General features: G+C 58.5%; 22 protein-coding genes and 1 pseudogene. 15 read left to right on the top strand and 8 right to left on the bottom strand.

Translation table 11 applies throughout. From position 1 onward, the window contains the following. The first annotated feature begins 78 nt into the window (after nucleotides 1-78). From HWE04_RS19875 to HWE04_RS19840, 8 genes are all read left to right on the top strand, one after another. A complete protein-coding gene (locus HWE04_RS19875) occupies nucleotides 79-1011 on the top strand; it encodes an NAD-dependent epimerase/dehydratase family protein (RefSeq protein WP_241813487.1) in 933 nt (310 codons plus the stop codon). Nucleotides 1012-1459: 448 nt separating this feature from the next. Beyond that, nucleotides 1460-2233, top strand: a complete 774-nt coding sequence (locus HWE04_RS19870) for an enoyl-CoA hydratase/isomerase family protein (protein WP_241813486.1) — start codon at nucleotides 1460-1462, stop codon at nucleotides 2231-2233. A 72-nt stretch (nucleotides 2234-2305) separates the two neighbouring features. Continuing rightward, nucleotides 2306-3364: an ABC transporter substrate-binding protein gene (locus HWE04_RS19865; RefSeq protein ID WP_241813485.1), complete on the top strand. Its 1059-nt coding sequence runs from the start codon at nucleotides 2306-2308 to the stop codon at nucleotides 3362-3364. Between the two features lie 164 nt (nucleotides 3365-3528). Beyond that, nucleotides 3529-4581 carry an ABC transporter ATP-binding protein gene (locus tag HWE04_RS19860; protein ID WP_241813484.1) on the top strand — a complete coding sequence of 351 codons (1053 nt, stop codon included), beginning with the start codon at nucleotides 3529-3531 and terminating at the stop codon, nucleotides 4579-4581. A 12-nt stretch (nucleotides 4582-4593) separates the two neighbouring features. Continuing rightward, the gene (locus HWE04_RS19855; protein WP_241813483.1) at nucleotides 4594-6309 is read left to right on the top strand and encodes an ABC transporter permease subunit; all 1716 of its coding nucleotides are present in this window, start codon (nucleotides 4594-4596) and stop codon (nucleotides 6307-6309) included. A gap of 27 nt (nucleotides 6310-6336) precedes the next feature. Then, nucleotides 6337-7887 (top strand): AMP-binding protein, encoded by a 1551-nt coding sequence (locus HWE04_RS19850; RefSeq protein WP_241813482.1) that lies wholly within the window; start codon nucleotides 6337-6339, stop codon nucleotides 7885-7887. A gap of 58 nt (nucleotides 7888-7945) precedes the next feature. Continuing rightward, on the top strand, nucleotides 7946-8761 hold the full coding sequence (locus HWE04_RS19845; RefSeq protein WP_241813481.1) for an IclR family transcriptional regulator: 816 nt from the start codon (nucleotides 7946-7948) through the stop codon (nucleotides 8759-8761). Between the two features lie 108 nt (nucleotides 8762-8869). After that, complete coding sequence (locus tag HWE04_RS19840; RefSeq protein ID WP_241813480.1) at nucleotides 8870-9361, top strand: DinB family protein; 492 nt, start codon at nucleotides 8870-8872, stop codon at nucleotides 9359-9361. Between the two features lie 59 nt (nucleotides 9362-9420). On the opposite strand, the gene HWE04_RS19835 is transcribed toward HWE04_RS19840, so the two are convergent. The 3 genes from HWE04_RS19835 to HWE04_RS19825 form a co-directional block, all read right to left on the bottom strand. Further along, nucleotides 9421-10392, bottom strand: a complete 972-nt coding sequence (locus tag HWE04_RS19835; protein WP_241813479.1) for a PDR/VanB family oxidoreductase — start codon at nucleotides 10390-10392, stop codon at nucleotides 9421-9423. Between the two features lie 26 nt (nucleotides 10393-10418). Further along, nucleotides 10419-11573 (bottom strand): aromatic ring-hydroxylating dioxygenase subunit alpha, encoded by a 1155-nt coding sequence (locus HWE04_RS19830; RefSeq protein ID WP_102662697.1) that lies wholly within the window; start codon nucleotides 11571-11573, stop codon nucleotides 10419-10421. 140 nt (nucleotides 11574-11713) lie between these two features. Then, the gene (locus tag HWE04_RS19825; RefSeq protein ID WP_241813478.1) at nucleotides 11714-12835 is read right to left on the bottom strand and encodes an FAD-dependent monooxygenase; all 1122 of its coding nucleotides are present in this window, start codon (nucleotides 12833-12835) and stop codon (nucleotides 11714-11716) included. A gap of 271 nt (nucleotides 12836-13106) precedes the next feature. Between HWE04_RS19825 and HWE04_RS19820 the strand changes: the two genes are divergently transcribed. The 4 genes from HWE04_RS19820 to HWE04_RS19805 are packed head-to-tail and all read left to right on the top strand — an operon-like array spanning nucleotide 13107 to nucleotide 16170. Next, nucleotides 13107-14270, top strand: coding sequence for an alpha/beta hydrolase family protein (locus tag HWE04_RS19820; protein ID WP_241813477.1), 1164 nt, complete (start codon nucleotides 13107-13109; stop codon nucleotides 14268-14270). Beyond that, complete coding sequence (locus HWE04_RS19815) at nucleotides 14267-14572, top strand: subunit of meta cleavage enzyme (RefSeq protein ID WP_006461264.1); 306 nt, start codon at nucleotides 14267-14269, stop codon at nucleotides 14570-14572. Before HWE04_RS19820 ends, HWE04_RS19815 begins: the two co-directional genes overlap by 4 nt. After that, nucleotides 14565-15392, top strand: a complete 828-nt coding sequence (locus tag HWE04_RS19810; RefSeq protein ID WP_241813476.1) for a DODA-type extradiol aromatic ring-opening family dioxygenase — start codon at nucleotides 14565-14567, stop codon at nucleotides 15390-15392. The genes HWE04_RS19815 and HWE04_RS19810 overlap by 8 nt, the downstream gene beginning before the upstream one ends. A gap of 1 nt (nucleotide 15393) precedes the next feature. After that, on the top strand, nucleotides 15394-16170 hold the full coding sequence (locus HWE04_RS19805; RefSeq protein WP_241813475.1) for an alpha/beta fold hydrolase: 777 nt from the start codon (nucleotides 15394-15396) through the stop codon (nucleotides 16168-16170). Between the two features lie 101 nt (nucleotides 16171-16271). On the opposite strand, the gene HWE04_RS19800 is transcribed toward HWE04_RS19805, so the two are convergent. Beyond that, a complete protein-coding gene (locus HWE04_RS19800) occupies nucleotides 16272-17282 on the bottom strand; it encodes a helix-turn-helix domain-containing protein (protein WP_241813474.1) in 1011 nt (336 codons plus the stop codon). 323 nt (nucleotides 17283-17605) lie between these two features. On the opposite strand from HWE04_RS19800, the gene HWE04_RS19795 reads away from it, so the two are divergent. From HWE04_RS19795 to HWE04_RS19785, 3 genes are read left to right on the top strand one after another with little or no spacing between them, the layout of a single operon-like run. Beyond that, a complete protein-coding gene (locus tag HWE04_RS19795; protein ID WP_241813473.1) occupies nucleotides 17606-18718 on the top strand; it encodes a porin in 1113 nt (370 codons plus the stop codon). Nucleotides 18719-18759: 41 nt separating this feature from the next. Continuing rightward, entirely contained in the window at nucleotides 18760-20031 is a 1272-nt protein-coding gene (locus tag HWE04_RS19790; protein WP_006461269.1) for an MFS transporter, read from the top strand. An 11-nt stretch (nucleotides 20032-20042) separates the two neighbouring features. Beyond that, entirely contained in the window at nucleotides 20043-20609 is a 567-nt protein-coding gene (locus HWE04_RS19785) for a carboxymuconolactone decarboxylase family protein (RefSeq protein WP_241813472.1), read from the top strand. A 199-nt stretch (nucleotides 20610-20808) separates the two neighbouring features. On the opposite strand, the gene HWE04_RS19780 is transcribed toward HWE04_RS19785, so the two are convergent. The 4 genes and pseudogenes from HWE04_RS19780 to HWE04_RS24550 all read right to left on the bottom strand — a co-directional run bounded on the left by HWE04_RS19780 (nucleotide 20809) and on the right by HWE04_RS24550 (nucleotide 23786). After that, nucleotides 20809-22155: a type II toxin-antitoxin system HipA family toxin gene (locus tag HWE04_RS19780; protein WP_241813471.1), complete on the bottom strand. Its 1347-nt coding sequence runs from the start codon at nucleotides 22153-22155 to the stop codon at nucleotides 20809-20811. Between the two features lie 2 nt (nucleotides 22156-22157). Then, nucleotides 22158-22418, bottom strand: a complete 261-nt coding sequence (locus HWE04_RS19775) for a helix-turn-helix domain-containing protein (protein ID WP_102662707.1) — start codon at nucleotides 22416-22418, stop codon at nucleotides 22158-22160. Between the two features lie 686 nt (nucleotides 22419-23104). Then, nucleotides 23105-23380 (bottom strand): annotated as a pseudogene (locus tag HWE04_RS19765) (IS3 family transposase); the annotation flags it as partial. After that, nucleotides 23349-23786: an antitoxin Xre-like helix-turn-helix domain-containing protein gene (locus HWE04_RS24550; protein ID WP_446719242.1), complete on the bottom strand. Its 438-nt coding sequence runs from the start codon at nucleotides 23784-23786 to the stop codon at nucleotides 23349-23351. The gene HWE04_RS24550 and the pseudogene HWE04_RS19765, both read right to left, overlap by 32 nt. Nucleotides 23787-24100: the final 314 nt, after the last annotated feature.

Raw genomic sequence — 24100 nt, 5'->3', positions numbered from 1 at the left:
AATTTATGCAATTTTCACTGATGCGTCAATTTTGCATACTGGAGCTTCTTCCATCACACGCTACCCAAGGAGAAGTCCATGTCCAAGATTGCCCTGTTCGGTGCTGCCGGCGCCATCGGTCGCAGCATCGCTGCCGCCATCAGCGCGCAAGGCCAGCATTACCGCGTTGTCGGCCGTAGCGAAGCGAGTTTGCGCAAGACCTTCGGGTCAGATCCGCTTGCCGAAATCGTCACCTGGTACCCCGATTCACCGGCATCGGTGGAATCGGCCGCGCATGGCGTCGATACGCTGATCTACCTGGTCGGCGTCAACTACACGCAGTTCGAGCTGCATCCAGAACTGATGCGCAAGACCCTGGCCGGCGCCATCCGCGCCGGTGTCAAGCGCATTCTCCTGATCGGCACGGTGTACCCGTATGGTGTTCCGCAGACCACACCGGTGCGTGAAGATCATCCACGCCAGCCGCATACCTTCAAGGGGCGCATGCGCAAGGCGCAGGAAGATCTGCTGATGCAGGCGCACGCCGAAGGGCGCATCCAGGCGGCGGTACTGCGCCTGCCGGACTTCTACGGTCCTGGCGTCGAAGCCAGCCTCTTGCACGGTGCGATCAAGGCAGCGGCGCAAGGCGGCAGGGCGGACATGATCGGCCCGCTGGATCGGCCGCACGAGTTTGTGTTCGTGCCGGACGTCGGTCCGGTCGTGGCCAGGCTGGTCAACACGCCTGCGGCCTTCGGCAGGATCTGGCACCTGGCGGGGGCGGGCGTGACGACGCAAAAAGCGCTGGTGGCGGAAATGGAGCGCCAGACCGGGCGTAAATTGAAGATCCGGGTGGCGGGCAAGACCCTGCTGCGGCTCATCGGAATGTTCAATCCCTTGATGCGCGAACTGGTGGAGATGCACTATCTGCAGACGCAGCCGCTGATCATGGACGATTCGGCGCTGCAGCAGTTGATCGGGCCGATAGAAAAGACTTCCTATGCGGAGGGTATCCGGCTGGCGCTGAAGGGCTAGCGCCGGTTCACATTCAATCACTCGTCGATTGAATGTAAACAGGCCCTGGATTTCTTGCGGTATCAACGCCGTAGCGCTCGGCGGTCCTACCGCTTCAGGCAGCCATCCGGTACGCCAGTAGATCCACCGGGAAACGCCCGCGTCGCCGGACCGGGTGTCCACCCTCACCGAAACACGCTCCTCCCCCCACCCTTTGCGCAGCACACTGGGCACACAGCACTGGCCACCAGGCCGACTGCCAGCCGCGTTCCCACCATCCTCTTCCCTCAGGCCAGCCCTTCGCCTTCGCCCATTCATTGTGCGCAGCGCCAAATTTCAGGGATTCGCCTCGCTCCCAAAGATAGCTAATGGTGCATTTAACGCCTATTGCATCGCATATAGACAGGCACATTTGTTGCTATATCATTTTATGGCACATTAAAACATTAGTTATTACATAGGAATAGTTATGGAAAAATACATCAGGACTTCACGGGACGGCAATGTCGCCATCATCACGCTGAACCGGCCCGAGAAACTCAATGCATGGCACACCGCCATGCGCAACGAGATCATCGCCGCACTTGCCGCTTTCAATACAGATACGGCGATCGGCGCCATCGTCATGACCGGTGCCGGTGACCGGGCCTTCTGCGCGGGTCAGGATCTGGAAGAAGCCCATGGTTTCGACCAGGCGCGCGCCGATGAATGGATGACCGAGTGGGAAAACTACTACCGCACCATCCGTACCCTGCAAAAGCCATTGATCATCGCGCTCAACGGAACGGCAGCCGGCTCGGCCTTCCAGGTGGCGCTGTTGGCTGATATCCGCGTCGGCCACGCCGGCTCACGGATGGGGCAACCCGAGATCAATTCGGGTATCCCCAGCGTCACCGGTCCCTGGATCATGAAACAGATGCTGGGTATTTCCCGCACGATCGAACTGACGCTGACCGGTCGCATGATGGAAGCGGCTGAAGCGCACGCCCTGGGCCTGATTCACCACCTGGTGGAGCCAGCAGAGGTGCTGCCCAAGGCGCTGGAAATCGCACGCGAACTGGCCGCCAAACCGTCGGTGGCAATGCGCCTGAACAAGCAGCGCTTCTGCGAAGTGTCCGAAGAAGGCTTCGTCAAGACCATCGCGGCAGGACGTCGTATCCAGATGGAAGCCTACGCCACTGGAGAGCCGGCACGCATGATGGAAGAGTTCTTCAAGAAGCGAGGCCACAGCATCACAAAGTAAAACGCTACATCGTCGGTAACAGCAGCAGGGAATGCAGGTTTTGGATCAACTACTCTATTCAGGGAGCATGGTATGAAACAGCCCGTCAACAACAAGCGTCGTGGAGTGCTCAAGGCAGCAGGCGGCACGGCATTGGCAGTCGCAGTACCGATGGTCATCGCACAGAACAAGACACTGGTGGTGTCCGATCCGGGCGGCCCTTACACGACCGCGTATCGCAAGGCGTTCTACGATCCGTTCGAGAAGGAAACCGGTGTCAAGATCGTCAACGTAGCGCGCGAGTCCCAACCCGTGGCCCAGTTCACCGCGATGGTGAAGGCCAGGAACTTTGTCTGGGACGTCACAACGCTCACGCTGCAACAAGATATTCCCATCCTTGAAGAAGGTGGACTGCTGGAACCGCTGGGCCTGGTGCCGACTGACTTCAAGAACATGCTGGCCGGTACTGTCACCCCCAATTTCCTGGGGGTGGATGTCTACGCTACCATCCTGGCCTACCGCACCGACAAGTACGCCAACAATGGCCCCAAGACCTGGGCCGATTTCTGGAACGTCGAGAAATTCCCCGGCCGCCGCTCGTTGCGCCGCAATGCCATCGATACCCTGGAACAAGCCCTGATGGCTGACGGCGTCAGCCCCGACAAACTCTATCCGCTGGATCTGGATCGCGCCTTCAAGAGCCTGGACCGTATCAAGAAACACGTCGCGGTATGGTGGACCAGCGGTGCGCAATCGATGCAGCTGATCCAATCCGGCGAGGTCGACATGATCTCGATCTGGAATGCGCGCGCTCAAACGGCCATCGAAGGCGGCGCACCGGTGGCCATCAACTGGAACCAGGGTCTGTATTCGGTAGAAGGTTGGGGGGTGCCGAAGGGTACGCCGAAGGCGGCCATCGCCAGGGACTTCGTCAAGTTCTGTGCCGACGCCAAGCTGCAAAGCGCATTCACCGATACCTTGGCCTATGGTCCGACGGCGCTGGAGGCGTACAAGGACATCCCGCCCAAGCGCGCGGCGATCCTGCCGACCTCACCGGAAAACATCGGTCAGATGCGCCCGCCAAACGGCCCCTGGTGGCACAAGAACCGTCTCGCCGTGTCGGATCGTTTCAACGCCTGGCTGCTCAGCTAGGACCGCACTGCCGCACTGACGTAAAGCCGCGCCGCAGCGCCAACACCAACACCAACACCAACACCACATGGCGTCATGCGGCGCAGCCAGACCTGTTCCCCTCGCACCGTCGTCCGCGCGCTTGTCAACTGCGCCGCGCGGGTGCATGAACTGAATGACACATCATGACTGCACGATTGCAAACACTGGGTATCTGCAAACACTACGACAGCGTCACCGCGCTTTCGCCGACCGACCTGACGGTGCAAGATGGCGAGTTTCTCACCTTGCTCGGACCCTCTGGCTCGGGCAAGACCACACTGCTTCAGATCATCGCTGGTCTGGTCGAGCCCAGCGCAGGCCAACTTATCATCAGCGGCAAGGAAGCCACCCACAAGCCGGCCGGTGAACGCGGCATTGGCATGGTGTTTCAGAGTTATGCCCTGTTTCCGCATTTGTCAGTGTGGGAGAACATCGCCTATCCGCTGCGCATGCGCAAGATGGACAAGGCCGCGATCACTGCCGCCGTCCAGGATGCGCTGGACATGGTGCAAATGGGTGCCTATGTACACCGCCTGCCACGCGAGCTGTCGGGCGGACAACAACAGCGCATCGCGCTGGCGCGCTGTTTCGTCTACAAACCTTCCGTGATCCTGCTCGACGAGCCGCTGGGTGCGCTGGACAAAAAACTGCGCGAACACATGCAGGCCGAGATCCGCAAGCTGCACAAGGAGCTCGGCGCCACCTTCATCTACGTCACACACGATCAGGAGGAAGCGCTCAACCTCTCCGACCGTATCTGCCTGATGAACAATTCAAGGATCGAGCAACTGGGTACACCAGAAGATCTCTACGATCGCCCGACCACCGCCTTCTCGGCGCAGTTCATCGGTTATTCCAACCTGTTGCGAGGAACGGCACAACGCGGTGCCGGCGGCGTCAGCGTATTGCATCACGGCCGCCACACGCTTCCCCTGGACGCGGCGGCCGCGCGCGAAGGCGCGGCGCAAGCATTGGTGGTGCGACCCGAGCAGGCCACGCCGTGCGGTGCGACGGAAGCGCTGCTCAACGGCCAGGTCACCGAAGTGGTGTTTGCCGGATCCGATTACCGCGTGCTGGTCGACGTCGGCGGTGACGAGCCTTTCCTCTTGCGCTGCAGTCGTCGTGATGCGCCGGAGGTCGGCGCCAACATCGGCCTGCGCTGGAATCCGGCCCACGCCGCAGTGGTCAATCTATAAGCGGAGCACATCATGCCTGCATCATTCATGAAGACCCTGCGCGCACTGTTGCCAGCTGTGCCTTGTCTGTTGTTCCTGGTGATCTTCTTCTGTCTGCCGGTGGTGGAGATCCTGCAAACCAGCGTACTCGATGCCGATGGCCATTTCACCACCGCGCAATATGTGCGCCTGGGTAGTGACTTCGTATTCTTCAAGGTGCTGTGGACGACCTTCTCGATCTCCGGGATGACCGCGCTGTTCTCCGTCCTGCTTGGTTTTCCGGTGGCCTATTTCCTTAGCCAGCTGGACGATCGGATACGCGAGCGCTGGATCATGTGGATCATGATCCCCTTCTGGACGAGCTATCTGGTCAAGACCTTTGCCTGGATCCTGGTGCTGTCCAAGACCGGGGTACTGTTTTCCCTGGCACACGCGCTGGGCATGGTCGATGACGGGCGCGCCCTGGTACCGTCCATGTTCGGTGTCATGATCGGCATGGTGCACGCCATGTTGCCGCTGGCCGTCATCAACATGCTGCCCATCATGCGCAGCGTCAACATGCAATTGATGCATGCGGCCGAAACGCTGGGGGCCAGCCCGTCGGTATCATTCTTCTCGATCTTCCTCCCCATGGCGGGGCCGGGCGTGGCCGCTGCCGGCTTGCTGGTCTTCATCACCAGCCTCGGCTTCTTCATCCTGCCGGCCTTGCTCGGCGCGCCCAGCGAGACCATGGTGGCGCAACTGGTGATCCAGGCCATCAACGAACTGTTCAACCTGCCCTACGCTGCGGCCCTTTCGGCGGTACTGCTGGTGGCGGCCATCCTGATCTTCATGCTCTACGACAAGCTGGTCGGTCTATCGTCCTTAAGTGGCGAAACGCGGACCCGGTCGTCCAGTGGCGGTACCTGGAGCAACACCCTCTTGATTGCCATCGGGCGCTTGTTCAGCGGGCTTCGCCGCGCCACCGATGGGCGTCGTCCGATCATGAAGGTCTATGGCTTCGGCATCGTGGCATTGCTGTCCCTGCCGATCATCGTGGTGCTGCCCATTGCCTTCACCGATTCTGCCTTCCTGAGTTTCCCACCCAAGGGACTCAGCCTGCGCTGGTTCAACAGCTTCTTGTTCTCGGAAGTCTGGCAGACGTCGTTCCTGCGTTCATTTGGCGTCGCCACCGTCACCGCGTTGGCCTCTACTGCATTTGGCATCGGCGCAGCGTTGGCGCTTCCCCGCTTGCCTTCGCGCTGGACCAAGCCGTTCTTCGCCTTCTTGCTGGCCCCACTCATCGTGCCACGCATCGTGGTGGCAGTCGGTCTGTTCTATCTCTTCTCCCGGTTGAGCCTGGTCGGCACCGATATCGGCCTGGTCATCGGTCACACCGTACTGGCCATCCCCTATGTCGTGGTGACGATGGCGGCCGCACTCAAGCGCTTCGACTGGCGCCTGGACGACGCCGCGCGCATCCTCGGCGCGTCGGCCATGACGCGGCTGCGCACCATCCACTTGCCGATCATGATCGGCAGCATCGCAGCGGCGTTACAGATGGCATTCATCATTTCGTTTGACGAACTGACCATCGCCATCTTCGTCAGTGGTGGCCTCAAGAACACGCTGCCCAAGCAGATGTGGGACGACATGATCCTGCAGGTGAACCCGACGCTGGCCGCCGTATCGCTGGTGATGGTGGTGATCATTTCACTGCTGGTGGCGCTCCCGTCGCTGCACAAGAGATTACGCATGGCCCGTAGCTGACTCCATCCCTTTTGAATAAGAATCGACATGCACGTCTATCCACATTACTTTCCCGTTCGTGACGCCGCTGACAACCTCGATGTTGTGCCGCTGCTGCAATCCGGTTTTGCCGCCCATGCAGAGCGTGCGCAAAAGACGCTCATCGAGTTCAACGGTGTACCCACCTCCTATGGCGAGATGGCACAGCGTGTCGCACGCATGCGAACCTGGCTGGCGCACCAGGGTATCGGCCACGGCGACCGGGTTGCCCTGATGCTCGAAAATGGCCTCGAACACATGGCGCTGATCTATGCATTGATGCTGAGCGGAGCAGTCTGGGTGCCGGTCAATACGCGCCTCAAGGCGCCCGGTATCGACTATCTGCTCGGCCACTGCGAGCCCGATCTCTTCATTACGCAACCCAGCTTTGCCCAGGCTCTCGCCGGCCTGGAACAGGAACCCAAAAAACTGGTCTGGCTCAATGAGCTGGAACTGCCGGCCGCTGAAGCGCTGCCGCCCATACCCATCGCATCGGACGACACGCTCTGCCTGATCTACACCTCCGGCACCACCGGCGCACCCAAGGGCGTCGTATTTACCCATCGTATGATGCGCATTGCCAGCGAGGGCACGGTGTTGGTCTCTGGTGTGAAGCCGGGCGACCGCATGTTCGTCTGGGAGCCGTTGTGCCACATCGGTGGCGCCCAGCTGCTGCTGGTTCCCTTCCTGGCCGATGTCAGTCTGCAGGTGGTCGAACGTTTCTCGGCCAGCCGCTTCTGGCAGCAGATAGAGCAGGCCCGCTCGACCCATTTGCATTACCTCGGCGGCATTCTCGATATCGTCTGCCAGCTGCCACCCGAATCCCAGCCAGCGCAGCACACGCTGCAGGTCGCCTGGGGCGCCGGCGTATCGACCAAATCGTGGGACAGCATCGTGCAACGCCTGGGGATTACCTTGCGCGAATGTTATGGCATGACCGAGGTGTCGAGTTTCACCACCGTCAACTACAGCGGAAAACCAGGATCGATCGGCCGCGCCTTGCCCTGGCTGCGTGTCGAGCTGCTCGATGAAAACGACCAACCCGTACCCACCGGCGAGCTCGGCCAGATCGTGGTGTCCACCGATGTCGAGGGATGCTTCCTGCCCGCCTATCTGGACAACCCGAAAGCCACCAGCGAAGCCCGCCGCCACGGCAAGCTCTACACGGGTGACATGGCACGCTCGGACGACGAAGGCGATCTGTTCTTCGTCGGCCGCAAGACCGACAGCATGCGGGTACGTGGAGAAAATGTGTCGGCCTGGGAAATCGAACGCATCTTCGTCATGCACCCTGCCATCGCCGCCGTCGCCGCCATCGGCGTGGCCAGCGATGTCGGCGAACAGGAAATCATGCTGTTCGTGCAATTCAAGGAAGGGATGAAGCTCCCATTTGACGAACTGGCTGCCTGGGCCAGCTCGCGCCTGGCGAGTTATCAGCTGCCGCGTTACTACCAGCAGACGCAAGGATTCGAAACCACGCTGTCAGAACGCATCCGCAAGCATTTGCTGAGCCGTGATCTGTCGTTGGCCTGGGATCGTGCCAGTAGTGTGCTGAAGTAACGCGGGAAGCGGCGATAATAGTGTTTTTTGACAGATGCCCCGCCGCAATGCGGGGCCAATGAGCGAACGCATGGCCACAAAAAAAGACACCGCCCGCACAGGCAACGAACTGACGGGCGCAGACTCGCCGCTGTACGTGAACTCGGTCGAGAAGGCGATGAAGGTACTGATGGCCTTCGACGGCCAGCAGCGGCAGTTGTCGCTGACGCAGATCGCCGCCCTCACCGGGTTCGATCTCAGTACCACGCAGCGTTTCACCTACACGCTGATGACGCTGGGCTACCTGAGCAAGGATGAGGCCGTGCGCAAGTACGAGCTGGCGCCACAGGTACTCAACTTCGCCTACCACTATCTGTCATCGAGCGACCTTGTGCTGCGCGCGACGCCCTATTTGCAGCAACTGAGCCGGGAAACCGAGGAGACCACCAATCTCACCATCCTCGATGGCACCGAGATTGTTTTCGTCCAGCGTATCGTCAGCAGCAACGTGCTCAATCCGACGGTGGTGACCGGCACGCGCTTGCCTGCTTTTTGCACCGCCAGCGGTCTTGCCATGATGGCGGCGCTCGATCCCCATGAGGTCGACGACATTCTCGCGCGCAGCGACTTGCGCATGTACACCCCCTACACCGTGGCCGACAAGGCTGCGATCAAGCAGCGGCTGATCCGTTTTCGCGAGCAGGGCTACGCACACAGCCGCGAAGAATATTTCCTGGGCGATATCTCGACGGCAGCGGTGGTGATGGATCACCGTCGCGGCCGCCCGGTCGGGGCGGTCAACCTGGCCATCGTGACAGCCCGTTGGGGCGGCGACGTTGACGAGCGCCGGCACGCCGATCTGGTGATGTCTGCTGCACGTGCCATTGCCAATTGATCATCTCATTTCCCTGTTCAGAAACGCCGGCTTCATCCAGCGTGACGCCGTCGAGTCGCACGCGTTTCCCGGATGAGGTATCGTGCAGCGCTGAGGAGGAGCTGGAAAATGGACTTGTTTAACATCCTGGAATACAAGAGTTGGTCGGACCGACGCATTCTTGACGCGGTAGCGCAACTCACCCAAGCGGAACAGAGAAGCGCCCTGGATTTCGCTCGGCAACAGCTGAACCACATGGTTCGCGTCGAGGAGTTGTTTCAGGCCAGATTGCGCGGAGTTGAAGACCCCCATGACTCCACCAATACCGAGGATCTGCCGGAATTGGCCGAGCTGGATTCCAGGCTGACGGCGGCAAACCAATGGTCGTTGGCCTATGCCAGGAGCCTGACGTCCAGTAGTTGGAAGGAGAGCATTTCTTTCACGTTTGTCGATGGGAAGCGGGGAAGACTCAGCCGCGAAGAAGCCCTGTTCCACCTCATCAATCACGGAACCTACCACCGAGGGGCGATTGGTCATGCTCTTGATCTGGCCGGTGGTCATCGTCCGGCCGATACCTACAACGTATTCATTCATGCTGCCGAGCCGGAGAGAAGGGGCTGATCCCATGCCCCGCCCCCCCATCAGCAACCCTGGCAGGCCACGGCGCCCCTGACGGGTAACTACAAATCCAGTTCAATCATCTGGCAAGCCGCTCTGGAACAGCATGGCGTGAATTGGTCATTGCGGCGCTTCTCTTCGTCGCTGAGAATGAAATCGCGGTGGTCGATGCTGCCGCTCAGGACGCGGGTGATGCATGTCCCGCATATCCCTTGCTCGCAGGAAGTCGGAATTTCGATGCCATTTTCTGCCAATACCTGAACGACTGAATTATCTTCAGGGATGTGGAAGACATCGCCGGTGCTTGCAATCCTGACGTCAAAGCTAGCGCCGCTTTTTTCCTCGACCGACGGTGGGGAAAAATACTCCTTGTGGAGCTGTTCTTTTTTCCAGCCCAGCCGTTCCGATTCGCCCAGGACGAAGTCCATGAAGCCGGTCGGCCCACACACGTAGAGGTGGTCATCGGGTTGACGAGACCTGGCGATGTCAGCCAGGTCGAGCTTCTGGCCCTCGTTATCGAAGTAGAACCGCACGTCCTTGGCAAAGGAGGGTTCGGCAAGACGCCGGCGAAACGCTGCGCGAGCGGGTGACCGGGCGCTGAAATGAAGTTCGAATGCCTTGGATTGAGCGTGTAACTCCTCTGCCATGGATAAAATGGGCGTGATGCCCACGCCACCGGCCACCAGAATCGACCGACCGGTGGTAGGTACCAGGTTGAAGTTGTTTCGGGGCGCACTGATACGGATCGATTGGCCGACTTCAATCGCATGCATGCCCCTGGAGCCGCCACGGGACGGCTCTGTCAGAAGCACGGCAATTTCGTATTCGTTCTCTTGTCCCGCCACGTTACACAGCGAATATTGGCGGACCAGGTTGGGAGCGACTTCGACATCTATGTGCGCACCGGCAGTGAAGCGGGGCAAGGCCTCACCACCGGCTGCTCTGAACCTGAACGAATAGATTCCATCCGCTTCCAGGACCTTGGCCGATACGGTCATGGTCATCCACAAGTTACTGCCTGCATCGAGCTTCATATTCTCATTCCTGCTGACTTCCGGATTCAGGACTGCTGCATCATCACCACCTGGGGGAAGCCGGCACCGGTCGATGGCGGAGCGTTTTCCTTATCCTTGGCTTCCTGGTCGGCCCGTCCTTTGAGATAACGCCGCATGGCCACGCCGAGCGCATCGCTGGCGATGGAAATCTCGTAGAGATCGTCCCCCTGTTCTGCGATCACTTCTTCGAGCAAGCTCAGGCCGACCACGTCTTCATCGAATGCCTTGAAGAAATTCGTGGCCATGAATTGCGTCGCTGCCTCGTCGGTCTGGGCAAAGTCACGGCCCAGATAGATGAAGTAATGGGTGGTGTTGTGCGTGGCAGGTGTGGCCATGTGAGCGACCTTGATGAGGAATTCCGGACGTTCTCCTTCGGCAAGTGCCGAATCGTACAAGCGTGTGGTCACCTCGTAGAGCGCAGGTGTCAGGAACTCGTTGCGAACGATGCGCGATGCGGTTGGCACACCGTCCAGGCCAGTCGGCTTTCCCCAGACCGGTGGCAGTTTGGTCGGCGACACCGTGCGTACCAGGGCAAACCTGCCTTCACCCATTTCGGATGTGGTGGGGGCTTTCACATAGTCGGGTGAACCGATGGTGTTCGCATGCATGTAGCTCAGGTGCGAGGTGTCCAGCAGATTTTCGTGCAAGTAGACGTAACTGGACTTCAGGTCGTAGTAGCCCTTGGCGCCTGCCCACTCACTATCCATCATCCAGGGCAGCGCCGGAACCTTGGACTCATCAGCCAAGGCGGGGTCACCCATCCAGATCCAGATGACCGGGCCACGCTCCGCTAGCGGATAGGTACGTACGCCGATGTTCTTCGGGCATTTTGCAACTGCCGGGGCTTCGATGCAGTCACCGGATGCGTCATAGCGCAGGCCATGGTAGCCGCAGACGACGGTATCACCGTCCAGCTGACCTGCGGACAGAGGATAGGAACGGTGTACGCAACGGTCGTCCATGACGACCGGATTGCCAGCTTCGGTGCGGTAGAGGATCACGCGTTTGCCGAGCAGGGTGCGTTTGAGCAGAAAACGACCTACTTCATCGCTGAAGGCTGCGACATACCATTCGTTGAAGATAAACGGCGTATTGCGGTCGGCGAGGCGGCTCATGGCGACTTGTGCGCCGCGGATGATGTCGTGAGATGGCTGTGTCATGCGGGTCTCCACTTTGTAGTGATTGCTAGGTGCAAATTCCGATATTAGTCTTCTCGCCTGCTAGATTTTGTCTCTATGCGAAGCAGGACTTGCCCGATTTTGCCGCGCACAGAAACGCCATGCTGCTCCAGGAGACGGCGTCAGATCGGCTCTGCCAGGACCTTCAGGGATTGTTCGACAAGCACGGTCTGCTCGGCAATCGGCCGACCGGCCTGTTCGCGTCGCCCAATTTCCAGTGAGTTCTGCACCACCAGCAGGCAGCGCTCATAACGCCGGGACATGTAGCGCATCAACGCACGGTCGATATCCTGGCCGTCACCGAATTCTTCCGCCAATACCAGGGCATCTTCCGCCGCCAGACCCGCACCGGACGCCAATTGAGGCGTCGTCGGATGGGCGGCATCGCCGATGAGCAGGACTCGGCCCTTGAACCACGGACCCGGCAGTAGAAAGGCTTCCAACGGCCGATGGACGATGGTGTTCTCCGCGCTCAGAGATTTGCCGATTTCACGGATGATGCCGCCATAGGAGCGAGTCAGACGTTCCAGTTCTTCAGGAAGGGACTCTTCCGGGAGCCGACGTTTTTCCTTGGCGTTTTCCAGGAGAAACATGTACATCCGCTCCTTGGATACGGGTGTCAAACCGACCTTATACGGGCCGCCCAGGAAGAAATGGCGCCGGTCAATTTCGGGAGGGCGAGGCAGTTGGGCGCGCCAGGCGCTCTGCCCGGTGTACTCGGGAGTGGGGGCGTCCGGGAAGAGCAGGCTCCGGATACGCGAGAACAGTCCATCCGCGCCGATCACCAGGTCATAGCTGGAGCGGGTGCCGTCGGTCAGTTCTACGTCGACCTGGTCATGGCCTTGGTTGAACTTCTCAACCGAGAGTCCAAGACGCACATTCACGCCAGCAGCCAGGACTCTGGCCGACAGAATCTTGTGCAGCACCGGCCGCATGATGCCGCCGCAGCCGGGAATGCCATCCTCTGGTCGTACGGGGGTGGGCAATACTGCCAGACGCGCACCGTCGGTAGAGCACACCTGAATGCCGGCGCCGGTATAGGCCTGCGCTTCAATGTCCGGTAGCACGCCCAGCGCCTTGAACGCCCGCAGTGTAGGGCCAGTGATCGTGATGCCGGCGCCGTAGACACGCCATTCCGGGTCCAGGTCGATGAGCTCCACCTGGTGACCGAACCTGGCCAGCGATATGGCGGCAGACATACCGCCAACCCCACCGCCCACGATAAGAATCTTCTTCTGTTGCATCTACACAAGTCTCCAGTTACCGGACCCAGCACGACCGCAGTCGATACGAAAGGCCAGGATGTTGTTCACACTGGCAGCGTAGCGGTATGCATGGATGAAATTTGCCTGAACTGGCCGTGCAATTTGTCTCGGAGCGAAGGAGGCAGACAGCGATGCTGCGCTGAGGGTCAAAAGGCGCAGCACAGGGGGCAAAGTAGCTGGCCTTCGCGCGCCTACGATATCAGTCCCGGGCCCACATCGATAAGGGCTTGCAACTGACAGAGGTGACGAATTGAGCGAGAACGTAGAGAATGCCGGCGCCGTGCAGGGCCGCCCCAAGACCCTGGCCGAAGCCAAGCAATGGATGCTGGGCAAGCTGGCCGCCAAGGTGCACCCGATGAATCTGGTGTCGAAGGAAGACGGTGAGCGTCTCATTGACTCCCTTCAGGGTCTGGATGGCGCATCGTGGGCGGCCGTCTGGGGCAAGGCCGGTGACGAAACACGCGCGCTGGCGGACCGCGCCCGTGACAGCGCCAACGACGCAGAAGCCGCCGCGCTCTACATGAAGGCGAGCGGCTTCTATTTCATGGGTCGATTCCCTTGCCCGAATCATCCTGACAAGGAGCGTTGTGCACGCGCGGAGCGCGAGACCTATGTCCTGGCAGGTTCGTATTGGGATAATCCGGTGCAGCGCGTCACCATTCCCTTCCAAGGCCGCAGCGGTGAAGGCAAGGAAATCGTGTTCCTGATCCGTCGTCCGAAAGGTGTGGAGCGCCCGCCTGTCGTTGTCATGTGGGGCGGGGTGGATGCGTGGAAAGAACAGATGACCGCCGCATGCAATGCCTTCCTGGCGGCCGGCGTGGCGACCATCGCCATGGACAATGCAGGCACCGGCGAGTCACCGGTGAAGGGTGTTCAGGATGCAGAGCGCCAGTTCCTGCCCGTCTTCGAGTGGGCCAGTCGTCAGGGTGACCTGGACGGCGCAAAGGTCGGCATCCTGGGGCGCTCGTTCGGCGGCTACTGGGCGACCAAACTGGCGCACTTGCAGCCGGAACGCATTGCGGCCGCTGTGAACTGGGGCGGTGGTGCCCACTATATGTTCCAGCCAGAGTGGGTCGAATCCTCCCGCTACCCCGACAGCTACCTGATGGAGCTTGTCGAAACGCGTCAGCGCATGTTGGGCGTGACCACCGACCAGGAATACATTGACGGCTTCAAGCGCCTTTCTCTGGTGGACCAGGGGCTGCTTGACCAACCCAGCGCGCCGATGCTGCTGGTGAACGGCAAAGAAGACAAGCAGTGTCCCATCGCTGACCTGCATCTCCTGATCGAGCGTGGCACTCCCAAGGCCGTTCGCCTGTTCCCGGGCGGACACATGGGAAATACGCCGCAGACGCTGCCAACGATCGTCCAGTGGCTGTCCACCCACGTCAAAAACCAGGTGGGGGCCGCATGAGTGGAAACTGGGTCCAGCAGATTCCATCGCAATCTGCCTACTGGTTGAACAAGGTGCTGTTCGAAGTCCATCACAACGATGGGCAGCTCAAGCGCTATCTGGCATCTCCGGGCGAGTATCTGTCGACCGTACCGATGCCGGAAAACCTCCGGGAAGCGGTTCGTACCAATGATATTGGCGCCATGTATCTGGCGGGTGCCAATCCCTATCTGTTAAGGGCGCATTGCCTGGGATTGCGCATTTCGGAACAGGAATTCCTTGCATCACTGAAGGCCGTCGCAGGAGGGCAAAAGAATGGCTGAACTCGTAGGAATCTATGCGGCGAGCCACACGCCCGTCATGCTGAATTTTCCGGATGCCATCCCCGGTGAAGACCGGGATGCGATCTTCGCGGCGTTCAAGGAGATGGGGCGGCGCATCGCCGAGTCGCGGCCCGATACCGTCATCGTCATTTCCGATGACCATGTCCACAACTTCTTTTTCAACAATTTTCCTGCCTTCTGCATCGGTGCCGCCGAGAGCTACCAGACGCCTGTGGAACACTGGCTGAAGGCTGAGAAGCAAGTCTTGCCGGGGAATGCGGCATTGGGCGCGCACCTCCTGGGTGAAGCGCTGCAAAACGGGTTTGACCCGTCCTTCTCGATCGAGCTGGTGCTTGACCACGGCTCGCTGACCCCGCTGTTGCTGGCCGGTCTGGTACCTCACGTACAAATCGTTCCATTGCTGGTGAACTGTGTCCAGCCACCCTTGCCCACGATGCGCCGATGCGTCGACTGGGGCAAGTTCCTTCGCAAGGCGATCACCCGCTTTGACGCCAGCAAGCGCATCGCGATTCTTGCCACCGGTGGCATCAGCCACGATATCGCCACGCCGCGAATGGGCATGGTCAACGAGGAATTTGACCGCCAGTTCCTGGCCAACCTGGGCAGCGGCCATACGGATACGATTGTTGAGCACGCGACAAACCATGTCGCTGCTGCAGGAAATGGTGCGGAAGAAATCCGCAACTGGTTGATTGGCCACGGTGCAGCAGACGGTGCCCAGTTCGAGTCGCTCTACTACAAGGCAGTCTCCAAATGGTACACAGGGATTGGTCTGGCCCAGTGGAAAGTGAAAGGCTGAGATGAACGCAGAAATTGTTCCACTTGCAGCCGAGTCACTCGGCAAGGATGAACATCACGCGGTTGTCTTGCTGCATCCCATCTGTGCGAATCGCGATATCTGGCGCCTGCAACTGCCAGTCTGGTCAAAGTCGTTCCGGCTGGTGCTGGTTGATCTGCCTGGACATGGCTTCAGCAAGCCGCTCGGGGGGACGCCAACACTCACGGACTTCGCCCGGCAACTGGCTGTGACTCTGACGAGGGCGGGGGTTGACCAGGTATCACTGGTCGGCGTGTCGCTTGGCGCAATGCTTGCACAGGCTTTTGCACTGGAGTTTCCGGAGCGAATCCGAAAGCTCGTCCTTGCCAACGCGGGAGCGGTCACTCCTGAACCCGTGGTGGCGCTCTGGAATGAGCGTCAGAGGAGTTACCGCGAGTTCGGCGCCGAGCAGCATGTACGTTCGACGATAGAACGCTGGTTCGATGATGACTATCGCGCCCGTGCGCCGCTGACCGTGAAATGGATTGAATCCCTTGTGCGAGGTACGACCCAGGCGGGGTACTTTGAGGCAGTCGATGCCATCAAGGGAATGAACCACGTAGCGCGGCTGCAGGAGATATCAGCACCCACGCTGGTCGTCGCCGGTGAGAAGGATGCCGCCGTGAAGCCGGAGATTTGTGCAAAGGTCGCCGAGGCCATTACGGGCGCCAGATCTGTGGTGTTGCCGTCGGGTCATATCAGCAATGTTGAAGCCGCTGCCGAATTCACGGAAGTCGTCGGGCAATTCCTGCTGAGCTGAGTCAGGAATCAGGAGTCAGGCAGCTCCTGACAGCCGAGGCCCCAATCCGTTGAATGCGGATTGGGGCCTTGCCACATGGCCCTGCCACATCCATGCAGGGCTTAGCCGTGCACCTTCCTGTACTCCCGAGGGGTCATGTCGAACTTCTCCTTGAAGGCACGACTGAAGTGGGCCACATCGCTGAAGCCCCACCCATAAGCCACCTCCCCGATGGGCCGGTTCGATAGTTGACGCGATACCAGATCTTCACGGCATCGCTCGAGACGCTCGGACCACACCCACTTCATCAGCGACGTCTGTTCTGCGGTAAAGAGCTGATAGATGTGCCGCGTCGACAGGTTGACCGCCTGCGAAATCATCTCCGCATCCAGCGACGAATCGTGCAGGTTGTCACGAACAAACGCACGGATGCGCTCAAGGTGAAAAACGTGCAGCTTGGAGGGCAGGGCCGTCATTTCCTTGTCGCAGAGGGACAGCGCAACCGCAAGCGTGTAGGGAAGGGCTTGCGCAATACGCGCGGCCGTATTTTCATCGAGATCCGATGCCATGCCGAACATCTCGTCATTCATTGCCCGGAAGATTGCCCCCGGGCCACCGGCCGTCTCGATTCGCCTGGCCGTGCGCAGATGCGCATCGGGAACCACCCTGCGCAACAGCTCCGAATCCACATAGGTCGAGTGCGTCACCATATGCCCGGTTTCGATGTGGAAGGGGGATGCCAGGTCGATAAGCACCATGTCTCCAGGTCGTACACGGGCGCTGCGCCCACCTTGGGAAACATGCGCCTCACCTTCCTTCTGGACAGTCACCAGCCACCGACGGGTGTCTTTATGTGTCGCCGGTGCGGACGTCTCATGGGGAGAAAAGCGGATGGATGCAAACTGCAGGCTTCTGCCGCAATAGGCTTGCATCTGGGTGCTCAAGGGCTCGTCTTTTCCGGAGTCCAGTGACAGGCCGATCGAAAAAAGGCTGGCCATCTGCCTTTCGAACAATCGCGCGCCCTCACGGGACGGACTCTCGGCGGTAGAGAAGGTGCGGATAAAAATGGCTGTCTCCTTGGTCGTTGCGGCGCTCTTTTTGTTTTCATCTGATGGGCGAAATGCGTTCGCCATTGATGTCGCCTTATTAGTCAAATTCTAGCGCGGACTGAAGCAAGATGGGGAATCGTAAAGGAATAGATTAACGCTACTCCCACCGGGAAATGGGAGACGGAAATAGTTTGCTCGCATCAACATAAAAAGCTGCTCATGAATGTGGCTCATTAATGTAGCTCCTAAACGCAGCTCATCGGAGACCTTTACCCACTTCACCACGCGGCGCTCAGCGCCAGATGCATCGTCGTCTTTGACGACGAGCTACAACCATAACAACGAAACCGAATGTCGCACTTGGCCGATAGGGCGTCGTGCGTCCTTCTGAAAGAGGAAAGAGAGACATGCAAAAAATCAAATGGAAATTCGGCGCAATTGCTGCCCTTGCTACGCTGCCCGTCGCCTCCTGGGCTCAAAGCAGCGTCACCATCTCGGGCATCATAGATGCCGGGGTTTCATACGTCAGCAATCAATCCGGAAAAAGCAATCTGCGGGCCGATAACGGCATCGGTGTCCCGAATATCCTGTTCATCAAGGGACAAGAAGACCTGGGTGGAGGCACTGCGGCCATCTTCCAGCTTGAGAGCCAGTTCAATCTCAGCACCGGCGCATCCTTGCCCGGAAACAATCTCATCTTCGGCCGCCAATCGCTGGTGGGTCTGAGGGATAACAAATGGGGCACACTCACCGCCGGCAACCAGTACGAATTCATGCACGACTCGCTGTTATTCGGCGGCTTTGATTCCGCGCTGACCTATGGCGGGTACTACACATTCCGCCAGGGACCGTTCAATGCCCTGGCGGTGCCGAACAACCCAACCGGCGCCTCGGACTTCGACCGCCTGGCCGGCCTGGCTCGCGTCGCCAATTCCGTCAAGTATCTGAGTCCGGATTTCAATGGCGTGACGTTCGGTGGGATGTACGGCCTCGGCGAGGTAGCGGGAGACACCTCGGCATCGCGCACCATCAGCCTCGGCACCAACTATGCCAGCGGTGCATTCGGCCTGGCAGCGGCATATACCGATGCGCGCTACTCCACCATGAGCAACGGCCACGACGGTATCCGCAACTGGGGTTTGGGCGCGCGATACCGGATCGGCGACTACAAGCTCAATCTGCTCTACACCAACACCCGCAATACCCTGACCAAGGGCGAGGTGAACGTCTATCAAGCCGGCGTCAACTGGCAGATGGATGTTGCCTGGAACCTGGGCGTCTCCTATGAGTACATGAAGGGGAACGCGCAATTGGCGCACAATTACGCCCATCAGGGGAATGCGACGCTGCAGTATTGGCTCTCGAAGCGGACCGATATCTACCTGCAGACCGTGTACCAGAAGGCAGGCGGCGACAACGCCACTACCCAGGCCTGGATCAACGGCCTGTACGGCCCGGGGTCCGCTTCCAGCACAGGTAGCCAAGCCATCTTCCGGATCGGCATGGCAACCCGTTTCTGAGCAGCCTGAGCCCTGAATTAAAAGAACAGAACGGAGATAGTATGAACATGTTGTCCAGTGGGACTGCCGCCGCGACGGTCGGAGAAGAGTCCTGGCGGTATCGCGGGTGGGTGGTGGTCCTTGCGTCGATGATTGCCTTGATGTTCGGGCCCAGTACCGTGGCGGTGCTCAGTCTGGGGCTTTTCATCAAGCCCCTGGAAGCCGATTTTGGCTGGAGTCGCACCCAGATCGCGCTTGCCAGCTCTATCGTGTCTTATACGGTGATGTTCATTTCCCCGATTCAGGGCTACCTGACGGACCGCTTCGGCGCGCGGGCCATCATCATTCCGTGCATCCCCTTGTTCTGCGTCGCCATAGGTCTGATGTACTTCATGCCGCCGGTGCCGTGGATCTACTACGCTGCGTGGGTTGCTCTGCCGGCTATCGGTATTGGCATCTTCCCACTCTCGTATCTGCGCGTAGTCAGTTCCTGGTTCGACAAGCGCCTGGGGCTGGCGATCGGCATCGCCAACGCGGGTATTGGCATCGGTGGCGCAGTGATTCCGCTCGTGATCGGAACGGTGATCGTTCAACAAGGCTGGCGTGCCGGATTCGTGGGCCTGGCCGTGCTGGTCGCACTGACGCTGCCCATTGCGTTCTTCTTCATCCGGGAAAAGCCCGGTACCGAGCCCAGAAAGGGGAAAGCGCAGAGCGTTCCCGGTGTTGATTTCAAGGAGGCCGCGCGTAGCAGGCAATTCAAACTGCTGGTCGGCATCTTCATGCTGCTGGGTATCATCAATACTGCATTGATTGTTCACCAGATCCCGATGTTGATTGATGCAGGCGTGACCCCACAGCGCGCTGCGGTGGTACAGGCGACCTTCGGCATCTTCGTCATCGTGGGCCGCCTGCTCACCGGTCTGCTTATCGACTACATCTCTGCGGCTTTGGTCATGTGTGTCCTCGCATTGGGTGGCACGATTGCCTGTGTGCTCTACGCGTACGGTGTCACCGGCGACGTGGTGTTCCTGTGTGCCGCATTGCTGGGAATGGTGCTGGGGGCAGAGTTCGATGTGCTCAGCTACCTTTTGAAGCGCTATTTCGGTATGCGCTCATTCGGCAAGCTGTATGGCGTGATCTTTGCAGTATTCCAGTTCGGTGCTGGTGCCGGCGCCGCATTTCTTCCCATCATGCGCCAAGCCTCGGGAAGTTATCGCACCGGTCTGTTAAGCTTTTCAGCCGCCACCCTGGTTTGCGCATTGCTGCTCGTCATGCTCCACCTGTGCGGTCGTATCGGGCAACCTCAAGCACACCCCCATCATTCGAGTATCTGACAAGGAAGTCTATGGAACAAAAAGCAGGCGAACCTCGGCTGCCAGTCGTCGACGTTGCAACAGCCTCGCAAGAACAGAAGCGCGTTCTGGATGACATCTTGAACGGGCCGCGCGGTAACCTGGCCGGTCCGTTCCTCTCGTGGATTCATAGCCCTGAGCTGGCACAGCATGCACAGAAGCTTGGTGCATTCTGCCGCTATCACACGAAGTTGTCGTTACGGCTCTCTGAGCTGGCGATCCTCTGTACGGCTTCGAAGTGGCGAGCGCAGGCAGAGTGGCAGATTCACTATCCTATTGGCATCGATGCTGGACTGGATGAACGGAATATCGAACTGGTGCGCCTGGGCAAGGAGCCGAAGTTCGCGCTTCGTGAAGAACAGTTGATTTGGGAGCTGGTGGAGGAACTCTATGAAACGAAGCGAGTTTCAGAGCCGCTCTACAAAGAGGCAGAGCAGTACTTTGGTATCGAGGTACTGGTGAATCTTGTTGGGCTGCTGGGTTACTACGCGTTGGTTGCCATGACGCTGAATGTTTTTCAGGTGCGCCATGGAGATGGACAGCTTCCGTTTGAAGGGTAGTTGTCTCTGATACTGATTCTGGCTTGGCCATACGGGGGGCAGGCAATGGTGGCGGTAGTCGCTAACTAAGAGGAATCGGACCCACTGGACCGGAGGCCCCGTTATTCGGGGCTTCTGCTTTTGGTTATGCCACCACTACTTCAGGCAGAGAAGCTCAGTGCTTCTTACCTTTCTATTCGTAGGAAAGGTATGCCCTGATTCAGGTGGCCGGCATTGCTTCCAGAGCTTTCGCGGCGGCGAGAAGCCCTCCGAGAACCTTATCGGCGACCCTTTCAGAGAAGCCTTCAGGTAGGTCGTTGCGCACCTTTTCTACAATTGCTGGTGTGCGGGCTATGAAGTCGGTCAGCAGCGGCTCTGCATCCGCGCCGAAGCCGACGGCCTTGGCGGTGCTGTTAAAGTGTCGACGCAGGATAGTGTGCGCGAGATAGTGCTTATTGGCGCCTTGTAGGGCCATCGCCATCTTTAGCCTGCGCTCATCCCATTGGTTCGGACCTGGGCCGATGACGGGGTAGGCGGACATGACGTCATAAATAGGGGTTAGCCTGAAGCGCCCGCCGCCAGGCAGTAGTTGGATACTGAAATTTTTCGCATGGCCATCTGGGGCAAGTAGCATCCAGAAGAGGAGCTGTGAAGCCATAACGGTGCGCATATCATCTACGGCCCGCTCTGATTGCTGCAACAGGGTGAACATCGCGTTCAAGCCAGGCCCGCCTTCATTCTCATATTTCCTGTGCGGAGAAGTGCCAGTAGCCTGGCAAAAGTCTTCCTGGACACGCCGGAACAGCCTCTTGCCGTCGCTTGATACTGCGCGGTCGAAACGCTCTACGACGAGCACTCTTTGTTTGCCGAACCTTGCAATTTCGGCGTTTGCCGTGTGGAGGCCGAATTCCTTGAAGAGGCGCAGGCATAGCCACTCGTTGTCGACCGACGTGGTGAAGTCCGCCTTCTTTCCACCCACCATCCCGATGGGGAGTTTGAATATGTGTGTTGTCGGCGTGGCTCCTCGCGGCTTCATCCATTTCCCGTCCCACCATAGGAAAGCGTCCTTCTCTTGCGCCCCGGCCAGAGAAATCCGGAAGTCATCGCCGGGGTCTTCTGGCGCGCCATGCCGGTCTATGTTGACCACTTCAAGCAGGTGGCGCTCAATGTCATCTTCGCTAACAGGTATCCCATCAACCTGCTCCAGCCCTTCTGGTTTGATACCCTCTGGAAGGAGCTGTAACGCACCGACGCAATCTCTGCCAATGGCCGACAGCAGGTCGAACGAATCAAGGGAGCCTGTTTTAAATCGCTCCGCAACACGCTTGCGGATGCTATCGCTATCGGGCAGCAACCCTTCGAAGTAATTCGTGACATTGGGCCCCTTAATCGGCTCGTTATGCATATTGAACGGCAACGAGAGCGAAATTGGGCGTCCGGCCGCTGAGCTCTGCCAGTCGGTGTCGTAAGCCAGTTCGGAGACCCCGTGACTGTTGAGCGTCCAGCGTCCAACATAGGCCCCATTGGCCCAGAGATGGAGTGTTTGGCTATGTGACCGACGTCCCATAGTTACCACTCCAGCGCGGTGTTGAGCGGTGCCGGCGCTCTATCCCCAAGCCTCAGGTCCAGCTCAAGCGCTGCGCACCAAGTGAATAACTGCTTGGCACTGATTTCGTCTGGGTTGTGTTCCAGATGAGAGATACGATTTTGGCTCAGGCCGAGACGGGTCGCTACCTCCGCTTGCGTGAGCTTCTTCCTCTTGCGTGTCGACACGAGTAGTTGGCCGAGCTGGGATGTAGTGAGGAGGGGATGGGAGATATTGATAGCCATGGTAAGAATATCCGATATCGAGATAAATCTATTTTATCTGAATTACAGATAAAGTAAATATATCTGAATATCAGATAATATTAAAACATCTGAATATCGGATATTCCTAAAGTATCTGCATATCAGATAAAACGAATGCGGCCTAGCTAGGGGGTAGTAGAAGCGTCAATGAGTCGAGGATGTATTTGCGGCTCCGAAGGGGATTTGTCTGTTGATCTGCTCGCAGAATTGACCCTCTCCAGTTGACCCACTTTCCACTGCCTTCCAAAGGCGGCCACACGGTCGTACGACCCTTCATATCCCAGCTCTTTCAGCTCCAGAAACATCTGTTTCGGGGTTCTTCGTTGCTTGCGAGATTTGACGGATTCAGCACTCAGCCAAGCAGAGAGCCTGGAGCGAACTCATCAAGAGAGCTAGGCGAATGCCTTGCTGGGTATGCTGGTTCGATCGCATCCGAACGGATATAACGGCGAACTGTATTGCGGGAGATGTCCAGTCGGCGCGAGATTTCCTAGATAGAGATATGGTCTCTGATGTACCAGCGCCGAATAATTCCCAGTAAGGCCACGTCTATCACTCCGTTCTTCTGCTCGCTGTCATGAGCAGGATTGTGGTCTAAACATGGGGCAACTTAGGATGCAAATTTCCTGAGAAAAGTGGGGGTGCGGCGTAAAACTTGGACTGGCTTAAGCCGCAAATCCAAGGCTCTCCCGATATTCAATGGGGCTACGTGAGCCAAGGGATATCTTGATACGCTTCTCGTTGTACCAGCGGGTGTAAGAGTCAACCGTCCGAATGAACTGTTCGATAGTAATGCCCTGCCAGTTTCTTGGATAGAACAGCTCTGTTTTGAGCCTCCCGAAGAAACCCTCGCAAGCGGCATTGTCTGGTGAGCATCCTTTGCGTGACATCGATCGAACAAGCTTCGCGTTATGTACCCTTGAGAGCTTCCACGGTATCCAGATAACTTGCAGGCGCGGCACCGCCCAGCGCCGGCAGGGGAGAGAGCAGCCAGTTTGACAGCCATTTTGCAGCATCAAAATTAGGGCTGTTCTCTAGGTTAATCATGGCCTGCACTTGGCCGATCAGCATTTGCATGCCTAGTACGCGTTCGGATTCTCCGGGTGACAATGTCCGCGCATACTGCGTTCTACGGTTAATGTTGGAACGGGAAAGACCCAGCGACTTTATCAACACCTGTTTTGGCATATCCATGATTAATGCCAGTTCGCCTACGTGCTGCGCTGGAACTCCAGAGCGGATCAGGCGGATTTTGTCGGGGAAGTCCATCTTATAGCGGTCGATGAATTGTCCAGTTTTGACGGTCCGCTTGGCTAAATGCTTGGTGATTTTGGGGCGCTCGGACATGTGATCTCCTTTGAGGTCAGCAGCTTCTACAGTATCACTGCCGGTCCAACTAATGAGTAAGGAGCGCTGTGAATTAGAGCAAATGGATTGAGTACGAGAGATGCCCTTAATTCTTAGTTAAGTAATCGTGTAGCATCCGACGTGAGGGACTCTCAATCCAAGGTCGGGAGTACGCAGAAACGCTTGCGGATAAGAGTATAGAGACAACTATCGCCTCATAGAAGGGGAGCTTGATTTTGTTGAATTGCATCGAAAACTGACCCACTTAAGCCAGAAATTTGCATCCTAAGTTGACCCATGTTTAGACCACAATC

Source organism: Herbaspirillum sp. C7C2 (assembly GCF_022627865.1).
In the GTDB taxonomy this organism is placed as follows: Bacteria; Pseudomonadota; Gammaproteobacteria; order Burkholderiales; family Burkholderiaceae_D; genus Herbaspirillum; species Herbaspirillum frisingense.
The sequence above is the reverse complement of the archived record's forward strand: the minus strand, read 5'-3'. Positions and strand labels throughout refer to the sequence as shown.